This is a genomic window from Neisseria sp. RH3002v2f, from assembly GCF_014596375.1.
Lineage (GTDB): Bacteria > Pseudomonadota > Gammaproteobacteria > Burkholderiales > Neisseriaceae > Neisseria > Neisseria cinerea.
On sequence record NZ_MAYZ01000025.1, the window covers coordinates 62,972 to 75,486 of the forward strand.

Here is a 12,515-nt window from a genome sequence, read left to right on the forward strand (position 1 = left end):
AAAGATTTTCTCGTAATGCCGTCTGAAACGGTTGCAGACGGCATCGGTATTTTTCTTGTATCAAATCCGGTTGTAACCGATATTTTTATGTATTGTCAAATAGATTATTACGGTTTTTTGTACTAAATTCATTTAATAATCGTTTAAATTCAATAAATTGTATTTAAGTAAAAGCTCTTTTTGACGGTGTGATTTGCAGACGGCGCAGCTTGAATCGTTGGCTTTGCCGTCTGAAATCCGACTATTTTTCTTTGCCGTTTTCCGCGGAGTCTTTTTTGTCTGAACCGAAGAAACGGTCGAAACGTATGGTGTATTTCAGCTCGCCGCCCGACGAACGGCTGCCGATACGGGCAACCGCCTGTATGGCACGAGTCAACTGGTAAACCATTTTGATGGACTGTTCTGCACTGGAAATGCCGTATTCGTATCCGATGTAGAGATCGCCGGTGAGTTGTTTGCCGATAGTCAGTACCTGTTCGGCGGGATTAAGTTCGCCGGTTTGCGCGTTTCTGCTGCGTTTGCTGGTAAATCCCAAATCATCCACCAGTCCGATTCGGTCGTTGATTTGTCCGGCAAGTAGTGCGCCTGCGGCGGCAGACAGGGTATCGTTGTCGCTGCTGCTGCCGCTGCTGGCACGGTTGAGGACGAGCCATGAGAGCTTGTCTTTTTCACTCATCGGTTCGTTTGCAGTCAGGGTAACGCGCGGACTGTTGAGGCTGCCTAAAATTTCTACACCCGCCCCCACAGGGGAAAGGCGGCGTTCGGCACGAATGTTGAGGTTGGGGGCATTGAGCGGTCCGACAAAGGAAACCCTGCCTTTGGTGATGTCCAAATCCTGCCCGTATGCTTTATAACGTCCTTTGACAATGTGCACCGTACCTATTCCCTGTACGCTCTCTCCAGGATGCGAGGTCAGGGTCAGCTTGCCGCCTGCGGTAACGTCTGCACCATAACCGACGAAGCGGATATTGTCGTTTAAATCCAAGGTAAGGTTCATGCTGACGGGGAGGGTTGTGGCAGCTTCTTTTTTGGGTTCTCCTAATACGACGACATCATCCCCGACAGACGGCATTGAGGATTTTTGTGAGCCGAACAATCCTTGATCTGTTTTAATCATACCGGTAACGGATATGCCTTTTTGCGGAGAATAGAGCAGGCGCGTATTGCCGGAAACCAGAAGGCGGCGGTTAGGGCGGGACAGGATGCGGTATTTGTCGAATACCGCGCTGATATCGACATCGGGTTCGCTGTTTTCCATACTGACCGTGCCGGAGAGTTCCGCCGTCCCTTCATGACGGAATTTCAAGCTGTCAATTATCCATTTCCTACCCTCTATATGGGAGCGCAGTGAACCGTTATCCAAGATGATGCCTTGGGATTGGTTGCGGTAGTAGAGTTTTTCGCCGTTGATGCTGCCGCCCAAGTGCGGATTGGCAATGTTACCGCCAAGGGTTACGGCGGCATTCAGGCTGCCTTTGACGGTTTGTCCGACCGGTAGGAAGTTGCGGAATACTTCGGCATCGGCAACAGTCAGGTTGAGTTTCCCGCCCAGGGGCGAGGTACTGAAAGAATTACTTTGCCCGATTGTGATGTTGCCGTTGATTTTCCCGTAGTTGCTGCTACCGTTGACAGCGGCGTTGACGGACGGAGAGCTTACCCGTCCGCCGATATGCGCGTCGGCGTTCAGGTTGCCGGTGATATTTTGTACGGTAGCGGGCAGAAAGGGTTTGAATGCACCGAAATCGGGAAGAGAAACGGTAATCCTCCCGCCAATCGGGGCGGCAGCCATATTACCGCCGAAGGCGTTGCCGATATCCAAATCGGCATTAATCCGTCCGAAACGCGTGCCGCTGTCAAGCAGGGTTTCGATGCGGTTGTTTTGGAAACGGGTTTTTAAGGAAAGCGCATTCAAGCCCAAAGCATGTTTCCCGTCTAATACGACATCCCCGCTTTGGCGGCTGATGTTGAGGTAGCCGTGCGCATTATGCCCGTAGGCGACATCCCAATCTCCGTCCAAAACCAGATTATGTTCGACAGGCGGTTTGTAGAAATTGTGCAGCTCGGCAATGTGCAGGCTGTGTGCGTTGCCTTTTGCCGATATGCCGCTTTTTTTATCCCAAGAAAAGTGTTGCAGATTCAGGCTGCCGCCCATAGCTCGCCAGTTTGCCGTACTCATGGCCACACGTTCCGCGCCGGCTTCAAGCATCATACGGTTTTGTAACTTGAGGTTGAATGCGCCGCCGATGTCGAAAACACTAATACTGCCTTTCCATAGGGTAAGTGCCTTGTTGATACCGCCTGAAGCGTCCAAGTCAAATTTGAACGGTTTGCCGTTCAGTGTCATGGAGGCATGCGTACGGATACGGTGTTGCGCGCCCGTGCCGTCCAGTGTCAGGTCGGCAGTGTCGATAACTGCCGACCCGCCGGATACGGAGAGGCTGCTGCCTTTTATGTCGGCATGGAGCGGACGGTTTATATCGGGCGAACCTTTGAGCGTGAAATCGAGGGAACGGATGTTTGCCGCTTTGCCGATATGCAGGCCGCGTGCCGTACCGGAAAGGTTGGTTTCAAATGTTTTGATGCCTTCGGACGGGTCCCCGGAAAGATGGCCGTGTATGTTTAACAAGCCTTCCAGTCCGAAACCGAAACGGGATAAATCGGGGGCGGTGATATTGAGGTTGAGACGGTCTCCTTTTTTACCGAAGCTGCCGTCTGTTTTAATAATGTTCTGCCCCAGACGCAAATCAATCAGGGCACGCGGAAGGTGGCGGGATTCGTAAATAATATCGGCATGGCCGTTAAGCGGTACACCGTTGAGTATGCTGGGAGAAAACCGCATTTTGCCTGAAAACTGCTCTTTTGCGAGTTCTCCTGCAAGGTTTATTGAGCCGTTGATATTACCTGATGGAAACTTCGGGTCGATATGTGCGGGGTTGAATGCTTGGGAGCGGATATCGAGTTTGAGCAGGCGGTCTTTAAACAGTTCGAGGTAGCCTTGCGCGGTCAAGCTGCCTTGCCCTGCTTCAATGCTAACGGTGTCGAACACCAGTTTTTGCTGTCCGTTTGCGGGGTCGCTTTCAATACCCAGACTGCCGTGCGTGCGTGCCGTACCGTTGCTGAGTTTCCAAGTGATGCCGGGTGAGGCGGTTGGGCCTTTGATGCCGATATTTCCGTTCAACCTGCCGTTGATTGCGGTTTGAATCACATCATCCGAGCCGACAGAGTCTATGCCTATATCCAGTTGCAGGATGTTTTTTCCGGTATCGATATCGCCGGACAGGTTGATATTTCCCCGTTCGAGCAGGGCAATGCCCGCATCATCAATATGTACCACACCATCCTGACCGATGACGAAGTCTCCCAAAATCTGTCGGACGGGGATGCTGTTGCGGTCGGCAAAACCGGCCTCGGTATTTTCCAGGTCGAGAGAACCATCCAGTGCGATGCCGTCTGAAAAAGACGGAATGGCGGTCAGGTCAAAGTTAAGCCTTGCTTTGGGTAGGGAGGGCAGGAAGGCGGACGGATTGATGTTGAATCCTTTAATCAGCACTTCTTCCAATGTTTTATCCAATGATTCGGCAAACGGGTGGATGATGGATTTCCCCGATAAATGGATATTGTCGCCATCCAGTATCAGGTCGGTGTGCATATCCTGCAAACTACCCCACAGGCGCGCCGTACCGTGTATGGTTTCGCCTTCCAGTTCGCCTTTGGTGTAGATGGCGGTGTTGAGGACAAAAGGTTTTTTCAGACCGATTACGACTGCACCGGTCGATTTGCTCCACGGGGTGTCGGCGGTTTTCAGGTCGAGGCGGTGTCCTTTGATGTCATAACGGTATGAAGCATCCAGCCTTTCGAGATAGACGGTTTGTTTGTCAAAGGCTTTGCCCACGCTGATTTTACCTGTTTCAAAGCGGTCGACGGATACGGCGGCAGGCAGGTCTATACTGTCCGGCAGCCCTTGTGCCGGACGCTCTTCTTTAGGCGGGGTCGGTTTGGTAACGATGGAAATGTCGCCGGCGGATATTTCGGTAATGTGCAGGCGGCGGCGTATCAGCTCGGACGGTTTCCAATCGAATCGGAAACGGCTGACGGTGATGTCGGCACCTTCGGTTTCTATCGACCAGTTGTCGCCGTCAAATCCGGCTATCAGCGTACCTTTGAGGTTTTTGGAAGAGATGTTTACGCCGAACCATGACGGAATCTTGTACAGACCGAAGCGTAAACCGGATTCCGTACCGGCAAGCCAGCCGGCAAACGACGTTATCAGGATGAGGATGCACAGCAATACCGCTGCCGATTTACGGAACAGTTTGCGTTTTTTTACCGGCGGGGTAGGGCGGTTTTCAGACGGCATTTGTCGTGTGTCGTTGACGGTCGGTGAAGTATCGGTCATGGTGTCTGTTTCAAAATAGTTGCGTCGGTGCCGTCTGAAACGGCTATACCGGTTTAGAAGCGTGTTCCCAGGCTGATGTGCCAACGGATTTTTCTATCGCTGTGCCCGTAGGCAATATCGAAGGAAAACGGTGCGAGCGGACTGAACCAGCGCACACCCAAACCGGAGCCGTGTTTCAGCGTCATGTGTTTGAAATTGGTGGAGACATCGCCCATATCGTGGAACACCGCGCCGGAAAGGGTGCGCGTAAACGGCAGTTGGTATTCCAGGCTGCCCACAAAGACGGCACGCTCGGGCAGAACCGATCCGTTCGGACCTGCAAGTCCGATACTGTCGAGTTCGTAACCGCGTACGGAGGACGCGCCGCCGCTGCGGAACATCAACCCTGAAGGAACTTCGGCATCTTTGCGGGCAACGGTGTACCCTGCCTGACCGCGTATGATGAACGTACCGATTTTTTTGTTTTCGGGCGTGAAGAAATAGCCGGCACGGGCGGAGGCACGCGTCAGAACGGTAGAGGACAGGAATTTGCCCAAAGTCGTACCGATTTTGCCGTCCAGGTAATAGCCGTTTTCAGGGTGCAGTTCGCTGTTGAGCAACTGTCGTTTCCATGATGCGGTCAGCATGGTGGCATGGCTTTTTCCCAAATCGTAATCCGTATCGGGAATTTTTCGGTCTTCTACAAGGAATTCCACACCCAGCCGCGCATCGATGCCGTTACGGTCGCGTACATGCCATATGCCGCTGGAGAGGGAGCGTTTTTCGAGGTTTTGAGTGGTCGAACGGTTGTAGGAAACGTTGGTTGTCCAGTATTTGCCCCTGTAGTTGCGGGGTTGGCTGATACCGGCGGCAAGCGTGGTTTCGTATTTGTCCATATCCCAAACGACCGAACCGATATAGCCTTTGTTGAAGAGGTTGTAATGGTCGTAGGCGATCCTGCCGCCCAAACCGTATTCCGAATCAAGCCGTACGCCGGTTTCGAGTTTGTGGCGTTTGACTTCGGTTACGTTGACTTTGACGGGAACGCGGTCGTCTTGAAGGTGGTCGAAGTCTGCTTGTACGGATGCGCCGGAATAATGTCCGTTTTGTTCGAGGGCCTGTTGGAGGTCGAGTAACAGGTCTAGGTCGTACGGCATACCGGGCTGGAAACGCGCAAGGCCGGAAACGATTTGTTCAGGGTAACGCTGTGTGCCGGTGATTTCAAAGTTGCCGAATAATATGGGGCGGTTGCTGTCTACAATGACGTTCAAATCGGCGGTGGCGGTATCCGGGTTGACGGTAGCCTGCGTATTGCCGAGTTTGGCCAGGGGATAACCTTTGCGCGTTACCGCGCTGAGAACGGATGTTTTGCTGCTTTCCCAGTCGTCCTGATTAAAATCGCTGCCCACCGGCTGCTGCCAGTTTGACATGGCGTTGCGGTAGTATTCGGCAAGGTTGCCGTCTGAAAGGATGTCGCCGAGGATGGCGACGCTGACATTGCTGATTTTGGTGCGCGGGCCGGGTATGATATGTACTGTGTAGCCGCCGTTTTTTTCCGTCAGGCTGACTTTGCTGTTGAAATAGCCTTTGCTGCGGAGCATGGTTTTGACGTTGTCCGGTGCTTCTTCGGCAAGGAAGCCCACCTGTTCCTTATCCAAAACCTCTTCCTGCTGCTGTGTGATGAGCGGCAGGTGTTCTTCTATCATATCTTTAATTTCACTGTCTTGCGTATCGATACTGATGGGAAATTTGGGTTTTAATTTGACCGATTCAGTGTCTGTATTTTTATTTTTCGTCAGTATCGAACCCTTTGCCTTATCTTCGGTATGGTCGGCAGCAAGCGCATGTGCGGATGGGAAGAAAGATAGAGCCAGAAGGAGCGGGGTGGTCAGTTTGATCATAATGGTATGCGTGTCGGGCGGTAGTGTCGGTCTTTTTGATTCTAACATCGTTTCTACTGGGTTTTGAACGGCTGCCTTATATTGTTTGAAAGGGATAAGGTATTTCAGACGGCATATAAATTTCGGGCATTTTAACGGTTGTGGTTTGTTGTGTCTTTATTTATTTGTTTGATGGTATTTTGTTTTAAATCGGCATGCGGAAAAAATAAAAAAACACGGGAGATGAGATTTCTTTTAAAATACAACGTTTCTTAACATATAACAACATAAGGAAGAATAATGGCATTCGGCAGATCCTTACTTAATGCGATTAACAGTGTCAGCCTGGTCAAACAGATTGCCGTCGGTTTGGTGTTGGGTATTGTAATCGGTTCGGTTTCACCGCAACTGGGTTTGGCGGCAGGTCTTTTTGGCAGCCTGTTTGTCGGTGCGCTTAAAGCCGTTGCCCCTGTTTTGGTTTTTGTTTTGGTCGCAGCAGCCGTTGCGCAGCATCAAAAAGGCAATGAGGCGTTTATCAAGCCTATTATCATTTTATATTTGATTGGAACATTTGCCGCCGCCGTCGTGGCGGTAGTGGCCAGCATGGTGTTTCCCGTACACATCGTATTGGCGGGTGCAGGCGAGGTATCCAATGCGCCTCCTTCCGGTATTGTGGAGGTTTTGAAATCCCTGCTGATGAGTTTGGTTGCCAACCCGGTTAATGCGATTGCCAATGCCAACTATATCGGTATTTTGGCTTGGGCTTTGGTTTTGGGTGCGGCATTGCGCAATCATGGTTCGGACGTAACGCGGCAGGTCGTCGCCGATTTGGCGGAAGCGGTTTCTACTGTTGTGAAATGGATTATCCGCTTTGCCCCTCTGGGTATTTTTGGTTTGGTATCGTCCACGATTGCGGAAACAGGTTTCGGCGCGCTTTCCGGTTATGTGAAGCTGCTTGCTGTCTTGCTTGGCTGTATGGTGTTTATCGCATTGGTGGTCAATCCGGTCATCGTGTGGTGGAAAATCCGCAGCAATCCTTATCCACTGGTGTTTACCTGTTTGCGCGAAAGCGGCGTATATGCTTTCTTTACCCGTTCTTCTGCTGCCAATATTCCTGTCAATATGGCTTTGGCGAAAAAGTTGGGTTTGCATGAAGATACTTATTCGATTTCCATTCCTTTGGGTGCAACCATCAATATGGCGGGTGCGGCGATTACGATTACCGTATTGGCAATGTCGGCCGCGTACACTCAAGGGATTCATGTTGATTTTGCCACTGCGTTGCTTTTGAGCCTGGTGGCAACCGTCAGTGCGTGCGGCGCATCCGGCGTGGCAGGCGGTTCCCTTCTGCTGGTTCCTTTAGCGTGCAGCCTGTTCGGTATCAATAACGATGTCGCCATGCAGGTGGTTGCAGTCGGCTTTATCATCGGCGTGATTCAGGATTCGGCAGAAACGGCGTTGAATTCCTCAACCGATGTTTTGTTTACTGCCGCCGCCGATATGGGCAGACAGAGGAAATAGGCTTGGATATGGAATGCCGTCTGAAACAGTAAAGTTTCAGACGGCATTTTTTTAGGTGTTTGACGGTTGTCCGCACTACTTGCTTGGGAAAGCGGGAGATAAATCCGTTATGGATTCCCGGAGGTTACGGATAAGGATGTGCCACCAGTTTCCCGTCGATGTATTCGCCGATATAGACTTGCACGGCAGTGAGCTTGAGGCGGTCGAGTTCCTGTTGCAGCCACGCTTCATCGCGGTTGATGATTTCGAGGATGTCGGGATCGACTTGACCGTCTGTAATCAGCGGATAGCGCAGGCTTTCGTCGCCGTATTGGATGACGGTAAGTTGCCCGTTTTGTTCCATCACGGCGCGTTTGACGGCTGAGATTTCGTAGATGCCGGCGGCGCGGAGTTTGAACATGAGATCGTGTGCGCTGATGCCGTTTTTCATACATTCTTCTGCTTGGATTTTACCGTTGATGATGACCCAAACAGATTTGCCGTCAATTACGGATTTGATCCAGCGGTTGTGGTTTTTGATGAATTTCAGGCTCAAGACCAACAGCGTCCACAAAATCAGCACGAGGAAAAATTGCAACAGCCCGACGCTGTCGCTGTAAATCACGCCGCCGATGATGCCGCCAAGCACATAGTTTTGTACTTGGTCCATAGCGGAAGTGGGGGCGAGGTTTCCTTTTCCTAAGATATTAATTTGAAAGACCAAACCTAAAATACCCATGAGGAGTTTGAGGGCAAGGAGGGAGTATGCTTCCATGAGTGTGTCCTGTTATTCTTTGTCGATGAGTTCGATGTTGTTGTTGACCAGATTGGTGGGGGTCAGGGTGTAGGCGGAGAAGTCTTGATTGAAATGGACTTCGTAATATTGGCTTTTGATGCCGATAATCATGCCGTTGTATAGGTGCGTGCTGTTGACAATGATGTCGCGTTTTTCCACTTTTTGGTTTTCAATCAGGGCATTGAGAAAACCGACCATGCGCGAGGTGTCGGCGGCGAAGTTTTGGCGTTCGCTGTATGAGAGGTATTGGATGCCGCTGATGAGGATGAGCAGCAGTAAGGCGATAATGCTCAGGTCGCGGTATTTGGTATCCATGCGGTGGCGCAGGTATTGTGATACGGCGAGCAGTAGGATGACAAGAGCGGCGAAAATCAGGACGTATTTCAAGTAGTCGTTGAAATACATATGGTTTTCAAGATAAAAGTGGGAAAAGAATTTCATGATTTCAAATGATTTGAGGAAAAAATAGAAAGGTCGTCTGAAAACTGAATTTTAGACGACCTTTCCCGTTTGCAACAGTCTCAAATGACAGGGCTGCTTTATTTCTTATTGCCCAACTGCGGTAATACCGAACCTTCACCCAATGCCAACAAACCGCTTTGAGAGTAGATACCCAGTTTGGCGCGGGTGTCGGTGATGTCGAGGTTGCGCATGGTCAGTTGGCCGATGCGGTCGAGCGGAGTGAACGCGGCGTCTTCGACTTTTTCCATGCTCAGGCGTTCCGGTTGGTAGGTCAGGTTAGGCGATTCGGTGTTCAGAATCGAGTAGTCGTTGCCGCGACGCAGTTCGAGGGTGACTTCGCCGGTGATGGCTTTGGCGACCCAGCGTTGGGCGGTTTCGCGCAACATGAGGGCTTGGCTGTCGAACCAGCGGCCTTGGTAGAGCAGGCGGCCGAGGCGCAGGCCGTTGATGCGGTATTGTTCGATGGTGTCTTCGTTGTGGATGCCGGTAACCAAGCGTTCGTAGGCGATGTGGAACAACGCCATGCCCGGGGCTTCGTAGATGCCGCGCGATTTGGCTTCGATGATGCGGTTTTCGATTTGGTCGCTCATGCCCAAGCCGTGACGGCCGCCGATGCGGTTGGCTTCGAGGAAGAGTTCGACAGGATCGGCGTATTCTTTGCCGTTTAATGCAACCGGCACGCCTTCTTCAAAGCGTACGCTGACTTCTTCGGGTTTGACTTCGACGTTTTCGTCCCAGAAGGCAACGCCCATGATGGGCTTAACGATTTTGATGCCGCTGTTGAGGAATTCCAAGTCTTTGGCTTCGTGGGTGGCGCCGAGCATGTTGGAGTCGGTAGAATAGGCTTTCTCAACCGACATTTTGTAGTTGAAACCGTTGGCAATCAGAAATTCGCTCATTTCGTGACGGCCGCCGAGTTCGTCGATAAATTGTTGATCGAGCCAAGGTTTGTAGATTTTCAGTGCGGGATTGGTGAGCAAACCGTAGCGGTAGAAACGCTCGATGTCGTTGCCTTTGTAGGTGCTGCCGTCGCCCCAGATATTGACGTCGTCTTCTTTCATGGCGGAAACGAGCATGGTGCCGGTCACGGCGCGGCCCAGAGGCGTGGTGTTGAAATAGGCGATGCCGCCGGTGGAAACGTGGAACGCGCCGCATTGGATGGCGGCGATACCTTCGTGTGCCAACTGCGCGCGGCAGTCAATTAGGCGGGCGTTTTCCGCACCGTACTCCATCGCTTTTTTGGGAATGGCATTGTAGTCGTCTTCGTCGGGCTGGCCGAGGTTGGCAGTGTAGGCATAAGGCAGCGCGCCTTTGAGTTTCATCCACAACAGCGCGGCAGAGGTATCAAGACCGCCGGAGAAGGCGATGCCGACTTTTTGACCGACGGGGAGATTTTGTAAAATGGTATGGTTTTGGCTCATGAAAAAATCCTCGATAGCTTGAAAAATCAAAGCCATTATCTTATAAATAGAAAATATTGTCAGCCATCATGCCGTCTGAACGGGTATTCTGCCGTTTCAGGCGGTATTTAAAACCGAAAACATTATGAATGCGTTCAACCTTATCATCATCGGCGACGAAATCCTGCACGGCAGCCGTCAAGACAAGCATTTCGCCTTTTTTAAATCCTTATTGGAATCGCACGGACTGAAGCTCAATCAGGTGCAATATCTGCCAGACGAACCTGATTTGTTGGTCAAACAACTGCGCCGCAGCTTTTCAGACGGCATGCCGACTTTCGTTACCGGCGGTATCGGCGCCACGCCCGACGATCACACCCGCCAAGCCGCAGCCGCCGCTTTGGATTTGCCCATCGTCCGCCATCCTGAAGCCGCCAAGTTCATCGAAGGCGTGACCCTTAAACGCGGCGAGCCGCTCGATTCGCCCGAACACGCCCAACGCCTGAAGATGGCGGATTTTCCTGAAGGCGCGGAATTGGTGCCCAATCCGTTTAATAATATCGCCGGATTTTCCATCTGCGAGCATTATTTCTTCCCCGGCTTCCCTGTGATGGCGCACCCGATGGCCGAATGGGTTTTGAATACTTATTATGCCGACCGCTTCAACCAAACCGAACGCGGCAGCCGCAGCGTGTATGTGTTCGAGCAGCCGGAATCACGGTTGACGCCGCTTATGGAGTATATCGAACAAACTTATCCCGGCGTGCGTTCTTACAGCCTGCCCAGCGTCGGCTGGAGCAATGCGGACGGAACGGCAGTCAGGCCGCATATCGAGTTCGGCATTAAGGCAGAGGGTGAGGCGGTGCAGCTTCTGGATGCGGCGTGGAAAGAGGTGTCCGACAACTTGGACGCAATGGGCGTAGAACGGAAAAATCGGGCAGAATGAACAGTTCTGCCCTTCGGGATATTTTAAGAAAGGTCAAGTATGCAATATCGGATTAGGAGGGAAAACGAAGCCTCCGAAGCCCAAAATACCATGGAAACTTCTTGGGAGCGCGACATCATGCGTGAAGTGCTGCTGTCTGCCTATCGGGACAGGCGCAGGGAACGGATGTGGAAAAACATTTGGCGTGCCGTCAGCACCCTGATTTTGATTGCCCTGCTTGCCGGCATTTTCCGTAAAGATGAAACGGCGTTGCGGCTGGAAGGCAATACGCCGCATACGGCAGTCGTCAACCTGTACGGAGAAATCGGCAACGGCGTCGAAGATCAGGTCAAGAAACTGAAAGACGGCATGGAAGCTGCCTACAAAAACCCGCAAGCAAAGGCCATTATCATCCGCGCCAACAGTCCGGGCGGCTCTCCTGTCGTATCCAATACTGCCTTTGAGGAAATACGCCGCCTGAAAGCGCAACATCCCGACATTCCCGTTTATCTCGTGGCGGAGGATATGTGTGCATCCGGCTGCTACTATATTGCGGCGGCGGCAGACAAAATTTATGCAGACCCGTCCAGCATCGTCGGCAGCATCGGCGTTATCGGCAGCAGTTTTGATGCTACTGAATTAATGGAAAAAATCGGCGTGAAACGCAGGGTTAAAATTGCAGGCAGCAACAAGGGTATGGGCGATCCGTTTTCTCCCGAAACGCCCGAACAGTCGAAAATCTGGGAAGAAATGCTGACCGGCATACACGGAGAATTTATCAAAGCTGTTAAAGCAGGACGTGGCAGCCGACTTAAGTTCCAACAGTATCCCGATGTGTTCAGCGGTCGGGTGTACACGGGTGCGGATGCGCAGAAAGTCGGATTGATAGACGGTCTCGGCAATGTCTACAGCGTGGCGCGCAATGTCGTCAAAGCTCCGGATTTGGTCGATTACACACGGCAGGACGATTTCGGCACACTATTGGGCAGGCGTTTTGGGGTGGAACTTAAAGCCGGCGTGCGTGAAGTCTTGCAGACTGTCCGATAGTTTTACCATACATTATCCCATGCCGTCTGAAGCTTTCAGACGGCATTGTCGTATGCGGGTAAGGAAGAATGCGAGGGGTAAGCGGAAAAGGGAAAATCAGATAGGGTATTTACAAAACTCAAATAATAAT

Annotated in this window: 8 protein-coding genes; 3 read left to right on the forward strand and 5 right to left on the reverse strand. The window is 51.7% G+C overall.

Annotated elements, in window-relative coordinates:
• Positions 1-241: 241 nt before the first annotated feature.
• Both BBW69_RS09085 and BBW69_RS09090 read right to left on the reverse strand, forming a co-directional pair.
• Complete coding sequence (locus tag BBW69_RS09085; protein ID WP_188211092.1) at positions 242-4,396, reverse strand: translocation/assembly module TamB domain-containing protein; 4,155 nt, start codon at positions 4,394-4,396, stop codon at positions 242-244.
• A gap of 53 nt (positions 4,397-4,449) precedes the next feature.
• A complete protein-coding gene (locus tag BBW69_RS09090; RefSeq protein WP_223170001.1) occupies positions 4,450-6,276 on the reverse strand; it encodes an autotransporter assembly complex family protein in 1,827 nt (608 codons plus the stop codon).
• Between the two features lie 279 nt (positions 6,277-6,555).
• On the opposite strand from BBW69_RS09090, the gene sstT reads away from it, so the two are divergent.
• A complete protein-coding gene (sstT, locus tag BBW69_RS09095) occupies positions 6,556-7,776 on the forward strand; it encodes a serine/threonine transporter SstT (protein WP_188211094.1) in 1,221 nt (406 codons plus the stop codon).
• 124 nt (positions 7,777-7,900) lie between these two features.
• Here the strand turns inward: sstT and BBW69_RS09100 are convergent, their stop codons facing one another.
• The 3 genes from BBW69_RS09100 to argG form a co-directional block, all read right to left on the reverse strand.
• Entirely contained in the window at positions 7,901-8,530 is a 630-nt protein-coding gene (locus tag BBW69_RS09100) for a DUF421 domain-containing protein (RefSeq protein ID WP_111727475.1), read from the reverse strand.
• 12 nt (positions 8,531-8,542) lie between these two features.
• Positions 8,543-8,992, reverse strand: a complete 450-nt coding sequence (locus tag BBW69_RS09105; RefSeq protein WP_107960979.1) for a DUF3290 domain-containing protein — start codon at positions 8,990-8,992, stop codon at positions 8,543-8,545.
• 98 nt (positions 8,993-9,090) lie between these two features.
• A complete protein-coding gene (argG, locus tag BBW69_RS09110) occupies positions 9,091-10,434 on the reverse strand; it encodes an argininosuccinate synthase (protein ID WP_188211095.1) in 1,344 nt (447 codons plus the stop codon).
• Between the two features lie 124 nt (positions 10,435-10,558).
• On the opposite strand from argG, the gene BBW69_RS09115 reads away from it, so the two are divergent.
• Both BBW69_RS09115 and BBW69_RS09120 read left to right on the forward strand, forming a co-directional pair.
• Positions 10,559-11,359, forward strand: a complete 801-nt coding sequence (locus tag BBW69_RS09115; RefSeq protein ID WP_188211096.1) for a competence/damage-inducible protein A — start codon at positions 10,559-10,561, stop codon at positions 11,357-11,359.
• A 39-nt stretch (positions 11,360-11,398) separates the two neighbouring features.
• Complete coding sequence (locus tag BBW69_RS09120) at positions 11,399-12,385, forward strand: S49 family peptidase (protein WP_188211097.1); 987 nt, start codon at positions 11,399-11,401, stop codon at positions 12,383-12,385.
• Positions 12,386-12,515: the final 130 nt, after the last annotated feature.

Coding starts and splice junctions, on each gene's coding strand:
- BBW69_RS09085 (WP_188211092.1), bottom strand. CDS start 4,396: ATGACCGATACTTCACCGACCGTCAACGACACACGACAAATGCCGTCT.
- BBW69_RS09090 (WP_223170001.1), bottom strand. CDS start 6,276: ATGATCAAACTGACCACCCCGCTCCTTCTGGCTCTATCTTTCTTCCCA.
- sstT (WP_188211094.1), top strand. CDS start 6,556: ATGGCATTCGGCAGATCCTTACTTAATGCGATTAACAGTGTCAGCCTG.
- BBW69_RS09100 (WP_111727475.1), bottom strand. CDS start 8,530: ATGGAAGCATACTCCCTCCTTGCCCTCAAACTCCTCATGGGTATTTTA.
- BBW69_RS09105 (WP_107960979.1), bottom strand. CDS start 8,992: ATGAAATTCTTTTCCCACTTTTATCTTGAAAACCATATGTATTTCAAC.
- argG (WP_188211095.1), bottom strand. CDS start 10,434: ATGAGCCAAAACCATACCATTTTACAAAATCTCCCCGTCGGTCAAAAA.
- BBW69_RS09115 (WP_188211096.1), top strand. CDS start 10,559: ATGAATGCGTTCAACCTTATCATCATCGGCGACGAAATCCTGCACGGC.
- BBW69_RS09120 (WP_188211097.1), top strand. CDS start 11,399: ATGCAATATCGGATTAGGAGGGAAAACGAAGCCTCCGAAGCCCAAAAT.